At 67.2% G+C, this 17,887-nt stretch carries 21 protein-coding genes; 8 read left to right on the top strand and 13 right to left on the bottom strand.

The window, feature by feature from the left end:
- The first annotated feature begins 383 nt into the window (after positions 1-383).
- A complete protein-coding gene (locus IW249_RS18180) occupies positions 384-557 on the top strand; it encodes a hypothetical protein (protein ID WP_196921839.1) in 174 nt (57 codons plus the stop codon).
- Positions 558-927: 370 nt separating this feature from the next.
- Here the strand turns inward: IW249_RS18180 and IW249_RS18185 are convergent, their stop codons facing one another.
- The 3 genes from IW249_RS18185 to IW249_RS18195 all read right to left on the bottom strand — a co-directional run bounded on the left by IW249_RS18185 (position 928) and on the right by IW249_RS18195 (position 3,593).
- The gene (locus IW249_RS18185) at positions 928-1,338 is read right to left on the bottom strand and encodes a hypothetical protein (RefSeq protein ID WP_196921840.1); all 411 of its coding nucleotides are present in this window, start codon (positions 1,336-1,338) and stop codon (positions 928-930) included.
- A 221-nt stretch (positions 1,339-1,559) separates the two neighbouring features.
- A complete protein-coding gene (locus tag IW249_RS18190) occupies positions 1,560-2,933 on the bottom strand; it encodes a serine hydrolase domain-containing protein (protein WP_196921841.1) in 1,374 nt (457 codons plus the stop codon).
- Positions 2,934-3,044: 111 nt separating this feature from the next.
- On the bottom strand, positions 3,045-3,593 hold the full coding sequence (locus IW249_RS18195; RefSeq protein ID WP_196921842.1) for an aspartyl/asparaginyl beta-hydroxylase domain-containing protein: 549 nt from the start codon (positions 3,591-3,593) through the stop codon (positions 3,045-3,047).
- A gap of 290 nt (positions 3,594-3,883) precedes the next feature.
- On the opposite strand from IW249_RS18195, the gene IW249_RS18200 reads away from it, so the two are divergent.
- Positions 3,884-4,279 carry a CPCC family cysteine-rich protein gene (locus tag IW249_RS18200; RefSeq protein WP_196921843.1) on the top strand — a complete coding sequence of 132 codons (396 nt, stop codon included), beginning with the start codon at positions 3,884-3,886 and terminating at the stop codon, positions 4,277-4,279.
- Positions 4,280-4,738: 459 nt separating this feature from the next.
- A complete protein-coding gene (locus IW249_RS18205; RefSeq protein WP_196921844.1) occupies positions 4,739-5,359 on the top strand; it encodes an HAD-IA family hydrolase in 621 nt (206 codons plus the stop codon).
- A 95-nt stretch (positions 5,360-5,454) separates the two neighbouring features.
- On the opposite strand, the gene IW249_RS18210 is transcribed toward IW249_RS18205, so the two are convergent.
- The 4 genes from IW249_RS18210 to IW249_RS18225 all read right to left on the bottom strand — a co-directional run bounded on the left by IW249_RS18210 (position 5,455) and on the right by IW249_RS18225 (position 8,745).
- Positions 5,455-5,703, bottom strand: coding sequence for a hypothetical protein (locus IW249_RS18210; RefSeq protein ID WP_196921845.1), 249 nt, complete (start codon positions 5,701-5,703; stop codon positions 5,455-5,457).
- Between the two features lie 358 nt (positions 5,704-6,061).
- Positions 6,062-6,187 carry a hypothetical protein gene (locus IW249_RS35230; RefSeq protein WP_372432974.1) on the bottom strand — a complete coding sequence of 42 codons (126 nt, stop codon included), beginning with the start codon at positions 6,185-6,187 and terminating at the stop codon, positions 6,062-6,064.
- 1,393 nt (positions 6,188-7,580) lie between these two features.
- Positions 7,581-8,183 (bottom strand): hypothetical protein, encoded by a 603-nt coding sequence (locus IW249_RS18220; RefSeq protein ID WP_196925110.1) that lies wholly within the window; start codon positions 8,181-8,183, stop codon positions 7,581-7,583.
- A 100-nt stretch (positions 8,184-8,283) separates the two neighbouring features.
- On the bottom strand, positions 8,284-8,745 hold the full coding sequence (locus IW249_RS18225; RefSeq protein ID WP_196921846.1) for a hypothetical protein: 462 nt from the start codon (positions 8,743-8,745) through the stop codon (positions 8,284-8,286).
- A gap of 243 nt (positions 8,746-8,988) precedes the next feature.
- Here IW249_RS18225 and IW249_RS18230 point away from each other — a divergent pair, with 243 nt between their 5' ends.
- Positions 8,989-9,228, top strand: coding sequence for a hypothetical protein (locus tag IW249_RS18230; RefSeq protein WP_196921847.1), 240 nt, complete (start codon positions 8,989-8,991; stop codon positions 9,226-9,228).
- Positions 9,229-9,309: 81 nt separating this feature from the next.
- On the top strand, positions 9,310-9,498 hold the full coding sequence (locus IW249_RS18235; RefSeq protein ID WP_196921848.1) for a hypothetical protein: 189 nt from the start codon (positions 9,310-9,312) through the stop codon (positions 9,496-9,498).
- A gap of 549 nt (positions 9,499-10,047) precedes the next feature.
- Here IW249_RS18235 and IW249_RS18240 read toward each other — a convergent pair.
- A complete protein-coding gene (locus IW249_RS18240) occupies positions 10,048-10,545 on the bottom strand; it encodes a hypothetical protein (protein WP_196921849.1) in 498 nt (165 codons plus the stop codon).
- Positions 10,546-10,733: 188 nt separating this feature from the next.
- Here IW249_RS18240 and IW249_RS18245 point away from each other — a divergent pair, with 188 nt between their 5' ends.
- Positions 10,734-11,366, top strand: a complete 633-nt coding sequence (locus IW249_RS18245; RefSeq protein ID WP_196921850.1) for a hypothetical protein — start codon at positions 10,734-10,736, stop codon at positions 11,364-11,366.
- Positions 11,367-11,565: 199 nt separating this feature from the next.
- Here IW249_RS18245 and IW249_RS18250 read toward each other — a convergent pair whose 3' ends face one another.
- The 3 genes from IW249_RS18250 to IW249_RS18260 all read right to left on the bottom strand — a co-directional run bounded on the left by IW249_RS18250 (position 11,566) and on the right by IW249_RS18260 (position 13,115).
- On the bottom strand, positions 11,566-11,988 hold the full coding sequence (locus tag IW249_RS18250; RefSeq protein ID WP_307788623.1) for a GNAT family N-acetyltransferase: 423 nt from the start codon (positions 11,986-11,988) through the stop codon (positions 11,566-11,568).
- Between the two features lie 143 nt (positions 11,989-12,131).
- Positions 12,132-12,515 (bottom strand): hypothetical protein, encoded by a 384-nt coding sequence (locus tag IW249_RS18255; RefSeq protein ID WP_196921851.1) that lies wholly within the window; start codon positions 12,513-12,515, stop codon positions 12,132-12,134.
- A 9-nt stretch (positions 12,516-12,524) separates the two neighbouring features.
- Positions 12,525-13,115: a hypothetical protein gene (locus tag IW249_RS18260; RefSeq protein ID WP_196921852.1), complete on the bottom strand. Its 591-nt coding sequence runs from the start codon at positions 13,113-13,115 to the stop codon at positions 12,525-12,527.
- A 191-nt stretch (positions 13,116-13,306) separates the two neighbouring features.
- Here IW249_RS18260 and IW249_RS18265 point away from each other — a divergent pair, with 191 nt between their 5' ends.
- Positions 13,307-13,714 (top strand): nitroreductase family deazaflavin-dependent oxidoreductase, encoded by a 408-nt coding sequence (locus IW249_RS18265; RefSeq protein ID WP_196921853.1) that lies wholly within the window; start codon positions 13,307-13,309, stop codon positions 13,712-13,714.
- Positions 13,715-13,802: 88 nt separating this feature from the next.
- Here IW249_RS18265 and IW249_RS18270 read toward each other — a convergent pair whose 3' ends face one another.
- Positions 13,803-14,630 (bottom strand): SAM-dependent methyltransferase, encoded by an 828-nt coding sequence (locus tag IW249_RS18270; protein ID WP_196921854.1) that lies wholly within the window; start codon positions 14,628-14,630, stop codon positions 13,803-13,805.
- Between the two features lie 131 nt (positions 14,631-14,761).
- A complete protein-coding gene (locus IW249_RS18275) occupies positions 14,762-16,522 on the bottom strand; it encodes a DUF1996 domain-containing protein (protein ID WP_196921855.1) in 1,761 nt (586 codons plus the stop codon).
- 195 nt (positions 16,523-16,717) lie between these two features.
- On the opposite strand from IW249_RS18275, the gene IW249_RS18280 reads away from it, so the two are divergent.
- Positions 16,718-17,887 (top strand): cellulose binding domain-containing protein, encoded by a 1,170-nt coding sequence (locus tag IW249_RS18280; protein WP_196921856.1) that lies wholly within the window; start codon positions 16,718-16,720, stop codon positions 17,885-17,887.

Raw genomic sequence — 17,887 nt, forward strand, 5'->3', positions numbered from 1 at the left:
CATTCTCTGTGCTGACCTCTTCGGCGAATCCGAAGGTGTCAACACGGGCGGCTCGCCGCGCGTCGGCGCGGCTGGGATCACACTGGTCAAGCGCCAGTCTTCTGGTCGAACGGCAGGCCCTGTCCCTCCCGACCGACGACGAGGGTTCCTCCGGTTCTCTTCGCGACAGTCGGAGCGGCGACCGAACGGGCGGTCGGCCTCATGGCGCGACCCGCGCCGCCGCGGTCATCGGGGCGAGTGGGCTCTGGCCGGAGCCGACGGGCATTGTCCGAGGTGGCAGGCAGCCAACGAACCAGTGCCGCCAGTCCCCTAAGACGAGGAGTAGGCCGCCCAGCTCGCGGGCCTGACGAGCGGCGGTCCGGGAGACGACGGATACTCGCCTGATGACTGGACCGGAACTCGACCCCGAACAATATCCGCCCATCGACCCGCGCGAACCGGTGCCCGACGACGCGGGCCTCCTTCTGCCGGGCGCGGCGGACGAACTGCCCGAAGCCCCAGCTGAACCGATGCCGGACGATGGTGGCAACGCCGGCGGCGTACGCGAGCCGGCATAGATCCCTCCGCGAACGAGCGCGACACCAGCCCGACCGCCGACGCCGCCGCCGACGGCGCTCGACACGTCGGGCGCCGCCCGCCGGATCCGCATACGCCGACGGCTACCCGGCACCCCGCCGCGCCCTCACCCCAGACGGACTGTCCGACATCAGCGCCCCGCACGAAGCGGCGGCATCGACATAGTCCACTGGTGGTAGTAGCGGGTTCGCCAGGGTGAGCCGCCGGCGATCAGAATCCTCATCGGCCGCGGAGTGCTCACCGTCGCTGCCGCCTCCATGGCTGCCGGCCCTACCGCGAGTACTCGGCGTTCAGTTCGACACAGGGTCGGCGTCGGTCGGGGCGGCTCCCAGATGCGGGCTTGTCAGGCCGTCAGGCATGTGCCGAGGCGCGCCAGAGGCGAAGTGCTCGGTAGCGAAGGGGCTGGGAGAGTTCGCGCGAGTCCTTCATGTCGGCCAGTACGTCCAGCAGATCCCGGGTGGGCCATCCGGCGTCCAACCAATCGAGTGCCAGGTTCGGCCAGTGCTCCCCCCAAGCGGTGAGCGCGAACCGCACGAGAGCGGGAAGCGGCGTGTCGGCAACAGGCACGTCAGAAAATGCCGCCCTGACCTCGCTCGGGGTGCGCTCCAGCAGTGGCAACAGCCACACCAGCCGGTCCACGGCCGGGTAGACCAACCCGTCGGCAGCGCCCTGGATCAGCCAGGTCCCGGCACCATCCCGCACGAGGAGCAGGCCGTTGCTGACCTTTAACGTCAGATGGGGACGATCGTCGGCAGCGCCCATGTCGAACAGCCTGTCATGCCGTGATAAGGCGCGGCATTCGAGAAGAGGGCCGGTGATGGCCGAGGCGGGTCAGAGTCGGTATTGCGTCCTGTTTCACAGCGGTCACAGCCGGATCTGCAGCCGACCGTTGCTCGCTGAGAGGCACAAACCTCCGTCACTCTCCGTACGCGTTTGGCGAGGACCTCATGTACGCACATGGCGAGATCGGTGCGTTCGTGAGATCAGCCGGCTCGCCAACCGGCCGGGTCGATACCGCCGGGCACTGGCGCCGCGCGGTCGTAGGGCTGCCGGGTAAAGATAAAGGTGCCAAGATCGAGGTGGCTGACGGCGCCAGCGGCGTCGCGTTGCACCCGCAGTCGTTCGCCGGCGAAGTAGCCGTTGATTCCCTCCCAGCCGCCGTCGTCGATGGGGCGTAGCCGTGTGCCGCGCCCGGCGGACAGCGGGGTCAACTCCAGGAAGCCATCAGCTTGCGGGCGAAGCACATAAGGGGCCGGCCCCCAGTACCACGGGCCGGCGAGATCCAGTAGCTGTGAGTCAATTGAGGGCAGCGGTCGCCACGGCGCCGGGATCCGCGGCTCCCGCTCGGCGACCGTCTGCAGGAGATCGGCGGCGAGAGTGCCGGCGGACAGGCCGGCGGTCACGTTTCCCATCACGACCGCGCCCAGAGCGTCATCGGGGCTGACCCACACGGTTGCGACGAAGCCCGGCATCGAGCCGGTGTGCCCGGACAATAGTCGGCCGTCGCGGTGCAGCAGCTGCATGCCGAGCCCGTAGCCGCTGTCTGAGTCCGTCGCCTCCGGTGGGCTCGCCGGGTTGCGCATCTGCGCGACGGTGTCCGGATGGAGCACCCGGTCATCGCCGTCGATGAGGAACGCGGCGAACCTGGCCAGGTCCGTTGCGGTCGACCACAGCTGTCCGGCGGGCGCCATCAGAGCGGTGTCCACGGCGGGCTCCGCTAGGAGCACGTCGGCCCAGGGATGCACTGCCCAGCCCGTGGCATGCGGCGCGACCGGCAGCAGGGTGGTGCGGGTCATCGCGAGTGGCTCCAGCACCTCGCGCCGTAGCACCTCGCCCCACGCCTGGCCCCGAACCCGTTGCACCAGCGCGCCGAGCAGTGCATAGCCGGGGTTGGAGTAGTGGTGGCGCTGTCCGGGCGGATGGATCTGCGGATCGCTGCCCAGCACGTCGGCCAGGTCGGGTCGTAGCGTGCCCGGGGTTCGTTCCCACCACGGGCCGGGCGCCTCAGCGATCAGCCCAGCGGTGTGCGCCAGTAGTGCACCGACCGTGGCCTGGCCCGCGGCCGTGCCGGGGAGATGGTCTGCCAGCGGGTCGGTAAGCGCGAGTCGCCCCTCGTCGCGCAGGCGCAGTACCAGCACCGCCAGGAAAGTCTTGGTGATCGAGCCGATCCGGTATTGGAGGTTGCCATCCGGCACCCTGCCGTCCACTTCTCCCCACCCGTCCACCCACACGGGACGGCCATCACGCACCACGGCAGCGACGACCGAAGGCGCCCGACCCGCTACCTGACCAGTGGCCAGCCGGTGGACCAGCGCACGTCGGGTTTCGGGTAGCAGCGGCGTCGGGATCGGTGACATGCGGGCAAACCTACCGGTGCCCGCACTGCCTCGTAACGATCTGACGCGTGTGGATCTGCCGCTGATGAGGCGTGGCGTCCGTGAGGGCGGCCAGTGATGGTGTGGTCTGGCTCATCCGCTGCGCCGTACGAAGCCGGCCACTGAGGTCGGCAGTTCATCCTGCGGCATGTGCTCGGAGCCGGGACGGACGAAGTCGAACAGGAGCACAACGCGGTCACTGGTGCCGTAGTTCCACGCCTCATGCGTGACGGTGTCGTCGAAGACGAAGGTTTCACCCTCGCGCCACTGTCGAGTCTCGTTGCCCACTCGCAGCGCGCAGTCCTGTGGCACGACGAGTCCGAGATGCGCGCGGTAAACGGTGGTAACCCATCCCTGATGTGGCTTGATGTGGGTGCCAGGAGCCATCCGAGAAAACCCAGCGGTCGTCAGGTGAGGGACCTTCGTCAACGCGGAGGCAGTGTTCGGGCATGCCTCAAGCGCCTCCTCGATCCGCTCCCCGAAGGCGACAAGTCCATAGACACTCCAGCCCTGGCCGTACATCTCGCGCTGGACCCACGGCTGGTAGGTCTCAAGCGGGAGAGCAAGGCATTCATCCCGAATGGCAGCCCACCGTGCCCGAAGGTCGGCCAGGAAGGGGAACTGCCGCTGGTCCACGAACATGGGAAACCATGATGCACGAACGTCGTGTGGTGTGGGCTACGACGCCGCTCCCTGGAGCCAAGCCGGATGAAGGCGGGGTGGTCGGCTGCCCGGCGCTTTTGGGTCTCAGCACGTCCTAACAGATCGTCTCGGGACGTGGCTGGACGATCTTGGTGTGCCTCAGGCGGTTCGTGTCGGCAGAGCTGCGGACGGTCATCGTCAGCGAAGGCGGTGGCACCACCTCCCTGAGGTAGGGCCTTCCGGTGTTGAGTCCGATACTCGAAGTGGATCGACCACGAGAGGCGCAGGGGATGGACGAGCAGGCCGGTAAGCAGGAGGGACCGTCCGCAGAGGAACTCGCAAGCCGCGCTAGGTGGCTTGATCAGTACGTCGAGGCGTTGACCCTGCGATCTGTGGTGGTTGAAGCGGGTAGCGGAACGTACGCGTGTCCATGCTGCCGGCATCCGACGCTTGAGGGGCGAGGTCAGTTCCAGATCTGCTTCGCCTGTGGCTGGGAAGACGACGGGCAGGATGACGAAGACGCTGACACGGTGCGAGGCGGCCCTAACGGTTCGCTCAGTTTGACGGAGGCACGTCGTGCCTATGCCGAACGGCCGGTCAGTCTGGCGGATGCGCGGAGTGCCTATGCCGAGCGACAAGCCCGTTGGAAGCGCAGACACCGCCGATCGGCGCCCGAAACAGGTTGACGTGCTTGGACCGCTTAGCCGGCCGCTTCCACCCTCTCGCGGCGTGTAACGCAGATCCTGATAGCGGTTTGTCAGGCAGGTCATGCGACCGGACACTGCCGCTGCCCGCGGTGTGGGAGGACTTTCTGTACCTCTTCAAGGCGGGCCGAGACGGGCCGCAAGCGTAGCCGCCTGGGCACGCGTCCGCCGCTCCGCTGGTGCTCCGACTCCGGCCACGCAACACGCCCGGCGGCTGGCGCGGAGAGCGGAAGCCCAAGGGGGCCGCCGCAGACAGTAGCGCCGAGTGTGGTTGATGTCCGTGGGCCGGCAGTCGGCCGGGGCGCGGCGGCCGTCGCACCGCCCTGCAGTGGGGCGAGTGCGGTGCGACGGCGACAAAACTTGGCCACTCCTGGCCAAACAAGGCCGGTAGGGTCGTGAATCGGGAGGTACCGCATTAAGCCGAGAGCTGGGTGAATCAGTATGGATCGGCCTGTCCTCTTCGATATCGACGGGACGTTGGTGGACTCGACTCAGGTGGTCACCACCATCTGGCGGGAAGTTGCAACCCGCTACGGGGTCGATGCCGACCCCATCTTGAAGGTCTGCCACGGCCGGCGTGACGAAGATGTCGTCCCAGAATTCTTCTCGCCCGATCTTGTAGCGTCGGTCGTGAGGGAAATAGCTGACCTTGAGCTTCTCCAGGCCGACCTTGTGGAGCCTATCCGCGGGGCCGCTTCTGTCCTGAACAGCGTTACCGAGGGCCGATGGGCCGTCGTCACCTCCGGATCCCGAGCGCTCATGACCGCACGGATGCGTGGTGCTGGGCTAAAAATCCCGACCGTCTTCGTGGCCGCCGATGACGTGAGCCAAGGGAAGCCACACCCGGAGGGATACCTGCTGGCGGCGAGTCAATTGGGCGTTGACGCAATGTCGTGTGTTGTCGTCGAGGATTCCCCTGCCGGAGTCGCCGCAGGCAAAGCCGCAGGGGCCGCTGTCGTAGCTCTTGCGGGTACCCACGCCCCTGAATCGCTGATGACCGCAGACGTCGTGATCGAAAATCTCAACGAGCTAGCCCGGGCGATCAAGTCCTTGCCAGCCTGAGCGCCCTGGTTTGCTGCTGCGACAACTTGTGGGACGAGTGACGAACTAGGTGACGACAGGTCAATGAACGTAGGTGGTTCTTCGGGGCGAAGGCGTCAGGCTCTGCCAGCCCTCCGCTGGAGTTTCCGTGCATAGATGAAGGCAGCCAGACCAAGGGTCGCCAGAGCGCCGGCGATCCATGCTGCGAACTGAAACCTCTGCTCGAAGGCCAGGGCGTCCGCGTTCTCCTGCTGGATGGCCTCGGGTGTCGGGTCCTGATCAGGCAGGGTGATTCCGTTCCAGAACGTAAGGCAGGGAAGCAGACAGGCGGCCAACATAAGAATGACCCCGAGGACCGTCAGCATGCGCGCACGGGACACCGCGACAGGCTCCCACAGCCTTGATCGTTCCGCCGCCCCGGAGGCTCCTGAAACCGGGCCGGCCGATACCCCGGTTGGGTCGGAGCGCGGTGCATGCCCGCTTCCGGGCGAGTCGACCAAGCTGGCAATCCTCAGGCAGGATGACCAGGTGGATGCTTGGCAGCCGATTGACGAACTCATTGTGCAACGGCGGAACATCGTGGCGATCAAGGCTATACGTGAGACTGACGCGTGCAGCCTCCAGCAGGCGATCGACCTCTTCGCGGAGCGGGCGGACTTTTTGAGGCGAACACGACCCAGTGAATTCGCGGGCCCTCCCGACTCAGGGCCCCCGGCAAAGTCGTCAGGTGATGCCGAGCAGTGCCAGCGGGCGGGTGCTGTCGCGGGCGTGATGTCGGTTGGCGGCGGCGATGTTGGTGGCTCCGGTCAGGCGCAGGGCACCGATCGCGGCGTTGCGTAACGCGGCCATGACCTCGGGTCCGGTGCCGGTGCGGATCTGGCTGCGGTCTTCGTCGTAGGTGACGTCGCGTACCCAGTGGATTTTGTTCTCGATTGACCAATGCCCGCGGATCCAGCTGGCCGGTTGTGCCGGTTTTGCCTGGTGGAAGCGGAGATCGGTGATGGCGTAGACGGTCTCGGCGGCGAAGCGTTTCGGCTGGTCGAGGAGCAGCGGCGCAAATCGGGTAGTCGCACGGCCACCAGACCACAGCCCAGCACAGTCAGGCTGCGACAGCGATCCTCACAGTCAGCCCAGGATCGCTCGGATGACTGCGGTGTCCCCGTCCAGTTCCAGCAGGTGTACGACCCACCCTCCCGGTTTGGGCTCGGCTCCGGGTTGGTCGCATCCGACTCGCCCACCGCCGTCGGCGCGTATCGCCACAGTGCACCCGGGGCCTGCCATGAAGCCGCCACCGCCGCCCCTGCCATTGGCGTCGGTCAGTCGCACCCTGACACCGCCATTCTCCACGGAGGACGACACCGTCCATTTGCCGAGTGGGAATTCGACCGAACCGGAGAAGGACACTTTGCAGTCGCCGTCGGCACACGCCGTGTACTTGGTGCCGCCCCCGCTCGGCGCCTCCGTCCTCTGTGCCGCTTTGGGCTCCGGTGCCGCTTCGGCCTCCCGTGACTCGTCCGCGGTGGGGGAGGAAGATGCGGAAGGTTCGGCGTCGCGGGGACTTGAGGGGGAAGCAGCGCGGGAGACGGTCGCGGTAGCGGCGGTGTCAGGGCTCGACCACGTGGCATCGGCGGACGATTCCGCCTTGGAGTTGCAGCCGGATACGGCCAAGACCAGCAGTAATGCCCCGATCGCTGTGCGTGTGGCAGAGGAAGGTCGGCAATGCTGCATGCGCGGAGTCTAGTGGCCGGACTTTGCCGGAGCCCTGCCTCCCGACTGGTGTGCACGTCCGAGGGTCGGACGGCATGTGCCGCGGTTGCCGAGCGTGGTGGGCACGGCTCACGCCGTACCCGTGCTGGCAGGTGGAATGGGCAACCAGCCGGCAGGCGCGGGCGATCACCGCCCGCTCCCTGGCGGGTGTGCGGCGACCGTCCACGGTCCGGTCATGCCGATCTGGAGCTGCGGTGGCTGCGGCCTGCCCTGGCCCTGCCTGACTCGGAAGCGCGAGCTGCGGGCGGAGTATGCGGATGCTCCCGTGTCGCTGGCTCTCTACCTCGGGTCCTACCTCGTTCAGGCAACCGAGGACATGCCGTGGACCCCGGCCGGCGTGCTGCACCGCCGGTTTCTCGGATGGACCAGGAGGCAGAGTTGTCGTCAGCGGTACAGCAGCGAGGTGGAGCAAGGGTGCCGGCCGAACCGAGCCAGGAAGCGCGTCAGCAGGTGGGTTCTCCGGCTGCCATGCCAGCTACCAACGTGTTCGGCCCTCGCGGTTCGGGTTGCTGAGAGCCTCCCACTCCTCAACGCTGGGCGGGTATGGCGCCCAGTGCGGCAGGTAGAACGGTAGCCGCGGAGGGTTGGCCACCGTAAACGGCTTGAACTCGGGATCCGCGATCATCCGGTAGACGAACTCCGCCGTCGACATGTCGAACTGGTGCCACGACTCGCCGGCCTCCCTGCGAGAGACCACGGGCCACCGATCCGGCTCCGCCGAGCGGTCCACCAGCCAGAAGTGGTCGCCTTCGCTGATGTCGGTACCCCACTGAAGCAGCCCTGGCTCCGCATCCGGCCTGTAAATCCCGTACGGCTCGAAGATCTGGGCGCCCGACTCACCCTGACCCGCCACCTGACGACCACCGTGCCACATCGACAGCAACGGCGTATCGAAGTGGTCGTCCGTCGGCCGCAGCAGGCTGAGGTAGCCCGAGAACGCCCCCGGCACGAACCGTCGACTCAACTCCTTGAAATCGGCCGGCAGCGCAACGCCGAGCTCGGCTTCCACCTGCTTCCAGCCGGGACCCTCAGTACCCTGGCGCCATCCGGTCACTTCGACGATCCGGTCTATCCACACACCTTGATCGTAGAGAGCGTGGCCGTACAGCCAAGCCAGCCGACGGGCAAGGGTGACGAGTGGCAGAGCCGGGTTTAAAGCCGTCGAATGCTCCTTGTGGTCAGTACAGCGGGCGGAAGTCTGGGCCGCTGGCGGTTGCGACCAGTTCCCAGCCAAAGGCTTCCAACGTGATGTCTGTCCGGGCACCGAAGGTCTTGAACAGTTTGGCGACCGGGCCGTCCGGAAGGCTGTCGGCGACGTCGGCGAACACTGTGGCCGGGGACGCGCCAAGCTGCTGTGCCACGATCCACGGCAATGCCAAACCCGTCATGAGGTCCCGGACATCGCCGGGTTCCAAACATCCGGCGAGCCCTGTTGCAAGCAATGAACGGCGTAGCAGGCCGGGAGAGTCTTGCCTCAGCGCCAGTGTGGCGAGACGGACGCCGTACCGTCCCAGGGCGAGTGAAGCAGAGGGGTCGAGGGAACTGATGAATCCTTGATCCATGCGTCGCGGCGCGCGGGCCAGAATCGCCTCTGCCAGCCGGTCCTGCTTCCCCGGGATCCTCTCGAGGTTGGGCTTCACCGGGCCAGAATGGCAGAACTCGATCAGCCCGACTACCCCCGCAGTGAGGCCCGCTCTACGTGGTGAGTGACGAACTGCGTGACGACCGGAGCGTGCGGTGGCGGACGACCACGGATAGTGGGCGCCTGTTCCCGCAGGCAGAGCGGAGTATCCCGCCTGGGTGGGGTCTCCTCATTGACCTGTCGGGACGAAGGAGTCGCGGATGAGGGGTGAGGCGGGCCGGTGCCGTGGCAGCATGCAGCGGTGACGTTCGATGATGACCGGTATCTGGATGCCTTCGTCGACTACAGCAGAGGCCGCCATTTCGTTCGGCTCGACGTCGAAGTGCCAGCAGAGACTCTGACGGACGGGTTCACCGGTCCTGATGACGATGTGCCACACGGCTCGTTGTGGTTGTCGGCAGACCGGGCCGAGGCGGTGGCCAGGGCCTTGCTCAGTTGCGCGGCAGAGGTGAGGAAGCAAAGCCGTCTGAGCGGCTTGTGAGTGGATTACCGACCACTCACCCAGTTGATCATCGGCTGATATCCATTCGGGACAGAAAGCCGGTGCCGGTATCCTCTGGCGGTGCAGGGAGAGTTTCGCCTTCGGCAGGTGATTACCGGGATTGGGCACGCGGCGGACGTGTCTGTCGTGGTTGAGGCGGCAGACCGTGACGAGGTAGACGTCTCGCCGGATGCCTTTGCCTGGTTGCGGGATGCCTATGGGCCGCGAGCTGTGGTCGATCGACCGGTCAATGGTCGGCTGGTGGTGTGAGCCTGGAACCACCGCCCCGTCTGACGGCGAACGGCGCGATCTTCCCGTCATAGCTCGGACTCTGCGCCGTCCCCAAGCCCTGGTGCCTGCTACTTTTCGTCGCCTTCGTCGTCTCGCATCAGACAGTCGAGGTCCTCAGGGCGCAACCGCTTGATCTGGGTTTCCAGTTTGCGGCTGTACTGACGATCGTTGGGATTCATTCCGTTGCGAGATCGAGAACTGCGGCCGTACTGCTTGAGGAAGCCACCCAGCTCTCGACGTATGCGTTCCCGCCGGCCCGACATGGATCGCACTCTAGGCCCCAAAGGGCGAACCTCGCCCTCCCATTACCGCCGGCCGGTAGCAACAGTGACAGCGGCGACCGAGACGAGGACGGCCGGGACGACGCGGCGGGTGTCGTACCAGCCCTGGTGGCAACGGATGATGCCCGTATCAGCCGTTGGCCGTCGAGCCTGGAAATCGAGATCGGCGTCGTCGCGGGGCAACGCCTACTCCGACGAGCGAGCGAGTCCGGAGACGAGCGCGGCGAACCAGGCATGACGTGTTCCTTCACCGACGCGGATCGACGTCAACGAACTCTTTGTCCAGGAGATCGGCTGCTTCCTCGACGGTGACCGCAAACTCGTCCGGCGGGATCCTGGCGACGAAGACCTTCCCCAGATCCTCCGCGAAGGGATGGCTTGCCCGCCAGAACGCGAAGACGATCACCAGGTCGTCTTCGAGGTAGGCGTACGTGGACACGTTGTCGACGGTCTCGCCCCACTGTATGAACCAGAACTGCTCCCGGAACCCTGTCTCGTCGGCGTCAAGCATTCGGAAGATTTCCTCCGGGGCACGGCCGGGGGACGGACAGGGCTTGACGTCACGTCGGTTCACCCGGGCAGCGCTCGCCCGCATCGCGTGAGCGAAGGACGGGACAAAGACCGAATTGTCGTCGGTGGTCAGCCGCTTGCCAGCCATCCAGAGGTCGACAACGCGGAGTGAGGGCGGTTGGACCTCGCCCACCTCCACAGCGAAGGTGGCCCGGTCACCGAAGCAACGTTTCATCAGCCCGCGAGGCTAGCAGCGGCATGCCGCACGACAGTCCTTTGGCAACGCATTGAAAGACGTTGACGGAGATCATCTTGCTGTCTAGGGTGAGCGCGCCATGACGTTCTGATGATGCGGGGGCTGGAATGTTCGTCGGATCAACCTTGGGTGCGCGTACCCGTCTCACTCGCCGTGGTGTTGCTGCATTGGCCGCGTCGCTGGCCCTGGCCGCCGGTTCGATGCTGGTGGCATCGCCTGCGTCGGCGGCAGTTCGAGGACCGTCCGAGACGAAGGCGCCTGTTCAGCCGGCAATCAGCTTTCCGGACGGGGACAGTGCCGGCGAAGGTGGCCAGATTGCCATCAGGTTCGACGCGAACGGCGACACCCGGGTGACCAGGTTCCGGTACAGCGTCGGCGACACGAACCTGGGCAGCGAGGTCCTCGCGGCTTCGGACGGTACGGCTAATGTGACGATCGACGTCGGCAGCGTGACGGGTCAGCGGCCGGTCTACGCGGTGGCGGTCGACCGCCGCGGCCGGCTGAGCCCCATGACGCAGGGAAGCTTCACTGTGTCCGCCATCTGGAACCTCGAGGGCCAAGCGCTGGACATGACCACCTGGCTGCCGCTGGAGGGGGCGACAATTCGACTGGAGCCAGCTGGGATCGAGTTCGTGACCGGTCCCGATGGTGCCTTCCGGTTCGCTGTCGACCCGGGCCTGTACAACCTCGTCGGCACCTACGCTGGCCCGCCCAGCCTCTACGGCAGCAGCCAGCAGTTCGAGCTTGACCACCAGAAGTGGCACTTCGACCTGTACCTGTACCCCGACTCCGGGAGCTGATGACCAGCCTCCGCGACGATGGATTGGGATGGCCCTGGCGCTTAGCGCCAGGGCCATCTTCCTATCGTTGGTTTCGGGCGCTTGGTGGTACCGCGGTGAGGTCGGATTGATTTGCGCTGCTGTGCACAGCAGTTGGGCTGCTGCGGGCCGAATGGCCCTCTTGTCCGGCGGTCGTGGCGGTACCGGTCGACGGGTCTGGTCAGGAAACGTCCGGCTTCCAGAGCAGGATCTCGCGGTGGTGGCTGAAGCCGTTACGCAGGTAGAAGTCGACAGCGCGGCGGCCGGAGTGGACGGTTACGTGCAGCAGCCTTCGCGCACGGGCCTCGGTCAGGATCGCGGCCACGAGGGCACCACCGATGCCGCGGTTGCGGTACTCCTCGCGGACTTCGACCGACTGGATATCGCCGTACCGGCGGTCTAGCGAATCGTTACTGGGCACTCGTTCTGCGACGAGGAGCCAGGCGGCGCCGACGACGTGCCCGTCGATTTCGGCGACGAACGGCAGATGCGTGTCCGTGTGGGAGGCCACCCAGTCGGCGTACGCGCTGAAATTGTCCCTGTCGATGCCGCGTAGTTCCGCGAGCGCCGCCACGTCTGCCGCGATGGCCCTCCGCACGATCACCCGGCGAAGTCTAGGCGAGTCGGTCGCTGGCGGTGCCCCCAGCCGGCCCGGCCGGCAGAGGGTGAAAGGTTGGTGCCAGTCGGCATGGCGGCGTGATCTGGATCGATGGGCTCGGGTTTCGGAGTGTCGGTGCGGGAGTGGCGTCAGGAGTTCTTGGCGCGGACGAAGTCCGCATAGTCCTCCCCGGCGACGCCATGGTTGACCCAGCGATGCGGCAACGCCCCGGTCGTCCGCTCTGCCAGATCCAGAGCTTCGGCCGGGTCCTGAACGTGACCGATCACGCGACCAGGCCCAGGGCCGTCCTCGCGGTCCCGATCGAGCGACGGAAACACCGAAAGGTCCCGGCAGCTCTCGTCGTTCAGGTCCTCGACATCATGGACGGACACGTTGTAGCCGTCTTGCCAGGGCCAGATGGCAACCCAGCAGATGCCGCCAGCGCCCTCCCGCGTTACGGGTCCGAGGAACTGCTCGACCTCCTTCCTGCGACGCAACGCGCCAAGGAGAAGCGACCGGCTGAGGTATCGCACGGTGGAACGCTATCCGGCGTGAGCGCGAACGATGTGGAGCACCTCGGAGACCAGTGGGCGCAGCTCCGGTGGGCTTTCGTTGGCGCGAAGGTTCAGCAGGGTGAGGATGGCTCGGCGGACTCTCGGGTTGTCGTTTGCCAGGAAAATGTGCAGGCCGACTTCTTGGAAGGTATGCCGCAGGTCGGTGCACCGATCGTCCTCGGTATCACTGCCCGCGACGCGCAGGTATGTGCAGTACCAGGCGTCGGCCGCGCCGATGATCTCGTAGTCCGTCCCCGTTCGGAGATGTTCGAGCAGCCTGGTCTGGACGCGTCGGCGGCCGAAGGCGGCGAGCGCTGGTCTGATGTGCCACTGGGTGTGACTTGGGTCAGGTTCGTAGACGGCCGCGAGCACCAGCGGTTCGAACAACTCCTCGGGCTGCGGCGGCAGCGCCGCCCGCATGATCAGCAGACTGACACTGCATTGCCAGTGCCGCCGGGCCCGCGGGTCGTTGCGCGCGTCGCCGGAAGGTGCCGGCGGCGCCGCAAGGTTGAGAATTTTGAGTACGTCACGAAGGGCGCGTTCGTAGCGGTCATAACGCTCGAAGCGGCCCGCACTCACGGCTGAGACTCTACGTGGGCACACGTGGCGACTGCAGCCTTCGTGAGCAGCAGCGGGCGCCAGCCGCAGCCGCGCGACAGGGCGGTACGCGTCGTCGCCGCCGGGCTTGTTGGCGCGTGGTCGCGGTGCCGTGCATCGATGGGACTGTCAGAATGTGTCGATGGAGCCGGTGTGCGGACGCGGGGAGAAGCATGAGCGACTTTAACGACAAGATCATCGCGGAGTTTCGCGCCAACGGTGGGCAGGTCGGCGGTCAGTTCGCTGGCGCCCCGCTGTTGCTGTTGCACACGGTCGGTGCCAAGAGCGGCCAGCCTCGCGTGAGCCCGATGATGTACCAGAAGGTCGACGGCGGATATGCCGTGTTCGCCTCCAAGGGCGGTGCGCCCAGCAATCCTGACTGGTATTACAACCTGCTCGCCCACCCGAAAGCCCAAGCGGAGATCGGTACGGACAAGGTCGAGTTGGTCGCCAGAGTTGCCGCCGGGGACGAACGGGAACGGATCTGGAGCGCGCAGAAGGCCGCGTATCCAGGCTTCGCCGACTACGAGCGGAAGACCAGCCGCCAGATCCCGGTCGTCGTGTTGGAACCCGCGCCCTAGGCAGGGACGGTACAACCGAGTGCAGATCTGACGCGCGAGCCCGTCGGCGGGGGCGCCCCCGCCGACGGACCTCACCAGAAGACGGCGCCTACGGTTTGCGGGCGAGGAGCCCGACGAAAGTGTGATAGGTGTCGGTCTGCACCCCAGCCGGTGCGTCCGGCTCTGGACGCCACTCGGCCAGCGGCACCAGTCCCGGCTCCAGCACCGTCAGCCCGTCGGCGAACGAGAGGATCTCCTCGTCGGTACGCCAGCGGCCGGTGCCCAACGATTCGTTGAAGATCCGCTCGACCTCGCGGGCCTTGCGGGAGCCCTCGGGGTCTCGCTCGCCCGGGTCACGGAAGTGCGAGATCGCCACGTAGCTGCCGGAGGGCAGTGCGTCGATCAACGCGGCTGCCACCGCTCGCGGGTCCTCGTCGTCGCCGAGGTGGTGCAGGATCGCGAAGAGCAGCAACCCGATCGGCCGGTCGAAGTCGAGGAACCGACGTACGTCCGGGTGGTTGAGGATCGCCTCCGGCTCCCTGATGTCCGCTTGGATCACCGTCGCGGTGCCCTCAGCGGCGAGCAGGGCCCGCCCGTGTGTCAGGACGATGGGGTCATTGTCCACATAGACCACCTGAGCCTTCGGGTTCTGCTCGGTGGCGACCTCGTGCACGTTGCCCTGGGTGGGCAGCCCCGACCCGATGTCGAGGAACTGGTCGATGCCCGCCTCGCTGACGAGGAAGCGAATCACTCGACGCAGGAAGGCCCGGTTCGCCTGGCCGGCTGCCGGCCCGTCCGGTGTGATCCGCAGGGCGTGCTCGGCGACCTTCCGGTCGACCTCGAAGTTGTCCTTGCCGCCCAGGAAGAAGTCATAGACCCGGGCCACGCTGGGAATGTTGGGGTCGATGCCGGGGGGTGCCGCCTTGTCGCGGGTCACAGGCGTCTCCTATCGAAGGGGGATTGGCGCAGGCTGAGGTCTGCGGCGGTGCCGGCGTTTCGGCGAGTGTAACGATCGGGGGCATCGAATTTTGCCCCACTGGTATCGCTCCCAGCGACGCGGCCCGGGCGTCAGGAACAGTTCTTGCCCTTGTTGATGCAGGTGGCGATGCGTTGCATCGTCTGGGCGGAGTTGACGTTGACGAAGTCGTTGTGGTCGGAGAAGGGGTTGTGGTTCTCCTCAGGGAAGGAGTCGAGGGCGTACTGGCCTCTGACCTGCACGTCGCGGGCGATGTCGTAGGCCACGGTGATCCGCAGCTGCGGGATCGCGCGGAAGCCCTGCGGGCAGGCGCCGGTGGCCTTGTCGGCGAACGCGACGTGGTTGCGGTGGTTGTCGCTGTCGATGTTCCTGCCGTCCCAGCAGCCGGGGAAGTCGTGTACGCGCTGCACCCGGCTGCCGGCGGGGCAGATCGGGTACTTGTCGGAAAGCCGGTCGGTGAAGCCCGAACAGGTCCAGGTGGCGCGGGCGTTGGCCGGACCACGGCTGGTGGGCTTGGCGTCGCCGGTGAGGGCCCGCAGGAACTTCGGCATCGGTACGACCTTGCTGACGGGGTTGCCGCGGTACTCGATCAGCACCTGCGCCGGGCGGACGATGCCGCCGGTGTTGCCGGGCAGTTCGAAGTTGGGTCCCTGCGGGTCGGGGAGCGCGGCGGCGCTGGTGGGTGCGCTGCTCGGTGCCGCCGGGGTGCTGGGGGCCTGGTCCAGCGTGCAGCCGGCGAGCGCTTCGAGACCCTGCGGGCGGGCGGCCTGCCGCCCGATCGCGGTGGCGATCCGGTCGAGCACGGCGACCCGCTTGGCGCGCAGCGGTCCGAGGATGGCGTTGTCGACGAAGGCCGGGCCGCCCTGGCCACGGCTGGTGACCAGGCGTTCGTTGGCCTCGGAAATCTGCCGGTCGAGGTCGTCGAGGTTGCGGTTCACCTCGGCGAGCGCCCGATCGGGTATGCCCGGCAGCCTGTCCCGCACGGCCGGGCACTGGATTCGCGGATTCGCGGCCTGGGCCGCCTCGACGCTCGACCGGTGGGCGCTGCCGGGCATCCGGGCATGCATGTCGTCGTAGCTGACGTCACAGTCGACAAGCGAGACCAGGCCGGGCTGGGTGCCGCCGGCGGCGGTGATCGTGGTGCTGATCTGCTTGATCATCGCGGCACGGCGGGCCCGCAGGGAGTCGATGACCTCCCGGTTGAAGGAGGGGTCGATGCGGCCCCGGCTGGCGGTCATCCGCTGGTTCGCGGCGGCCTGCTGGCGATCCAGCTCGGCCAGCAGGCGGTCGACGGTGCTGCGGGCCCCGGTGGGGACTGCCCGCAGCCGTTTGCCGACCGAGGGGCAGACGACCATCGGCTGGGTCTGGGCGAGGGCCTGCTGGACCTGCTTGCCGCTGCGGACGGTCTTGTCGATGCGTACCACCGGCCAGAAGTAGGACGACTTGTCACCGTTGCGGCAGGTGGTGCCGGAGGCGTCCAGATCGGCGTTGGAGGAGTTCGCCGTGATGGCCAGGTTGCCGACGAAGTCGTGGACGTGTTCGGCGCCGTTGCGGATGCCGGGCTGAGCCACCGGATTGTCCGGGCTGAACTTGCCGTTGCCGTTCGTGCCACAGTCGACGGTGAACCGGCCGGTCGACGCGCCGGCGGCCGGGCGCGGGTCTCGCACGTTCGGCGGCACGTTCTCGATCGACACGAACTGGTCCAGGCTGGTGGCGGCATCCGCGGTGCCCTTGCCGCCGCTGGAGACGAAGGTGGCGGTGAGCGCGCCGGTGGCCGCCAGCACGAGCGCGGCCATGGCGAGCCTGGCCGGCCGGGTCTGGACCAGTGCGGTCCCGTTCTTTCTGCGGTTCATCGGAATCTCCTCAAAGCCGGAAAGCGGCTCCGGTGATGGGCTGTCTCCCCTCGGTACGGGCCGGCGCGCGGCCAACGGTCAACGGTTACCGGGCACGTCATGGTTCGGTAAGAAGTCGGGAATGAGCCGGGCAGATCGCCGGCCGAGGCGTGAGACACGTTGGCGATCATCGATCTACTGCGCCATCGTCGACGTATGACAGGCGTTCGCTCGTCCTCGCTGTTCCGCCGTCTGCGGTCGGGTCTGCTGGCCGCCGTCGTGCTCTCCGCGGCGGTGCTCGGCACCGCTCTGAGCGCCGTACCGGCGGCCGACGCCGGCACGGCTGCGCCCGCCGCGCATCCGGGGGTCGCGCCGGTGCCCGCTGGGGCCGCGGTGTCTGTCGCAGCGCCGACTACGCCGTCCAGTACGCCGAGTACGTCGCCCGTCCCCCCGAGTGCGCCCACGAACCTGACCGCCAGCGAGGTCCGGAGCGCGTCGGTCACCCTCACCTGGACGGCCGCCACGTCCGGCTGCTGCGCCATCGCCGGGTACGACATCACGTACTACCAGGAGTTCGGCGACATCGTCTTCAGCGCCAGCGCCGGGGCGGTCACCAGCACCACGATCACCGGCCACCTTGCAGCGGGCCAGCAGTACACGTTCCGATTGATCGCCCGAGACAGCCTCGGACAACGGTCGAACTGGTCAAACGCGCTGACAGTGGTCACACCGGTGACGGACACCGGCCCGGACACCACCCCGCCGAGCGCGCCGCAGAACCTGACCGTCGGCGAGGTGACCGCCTCGACCGGCACGTTGTCCTGGTCGCCGTCGACGGACAACGTCGGCGTGCTCGGGTACAACGTCTACCGGTTCGACGGCTGGTTCACCTCGCAACTGGTCGCCACCGTGCCGGGTACGACGTACACGACGCCGCTACCTGCGTCGACGCCGCTGCGGAACCTGTACTACGTGCGGGCACGGGACGCGGTGGGCAACGTGTCGATCGCGTCGAACACTGTCACTCTGCCCACGACGACGACCACTCCGACGCCCCCGCCGCCCTCGACCTGCCGGGTGACCTACCGCAACCAGTCCGAGTGGCAGGGCGGGTTCGTAGCCACGGCGACGGTCCACAACGCCGGGGCGGCACCGATCGACGGCTGGGCCGTCACCTTCAACTTCCCGGGAGACCAGCAGGTCACCTCGGGGTGGAACGCCGCGATCGGCCAGACCGGGGCCACCGTGACCGCTCGTAACGTCGACTGGAACCGCGTCCTCGCGCCGAACAGCTCCGCGACGTTCGGCGTCCAGGGGCGGTGGGACGTCAGCGACGCGCCACCGACCGGCTTCTCGCTGAACGGCGCCCCCTGCACTGTGGGCTGA

The organism is Micromonospora vinacea (assembly GCF_015751785.1).
In the GTDB taxonomy this organism is placed as follows: Bacteria; Actinomycetota; Actinomycetes; order Mycobacteriales; family Micromonosporaceae; genus Micromonospora; species Micromonospora vinacea.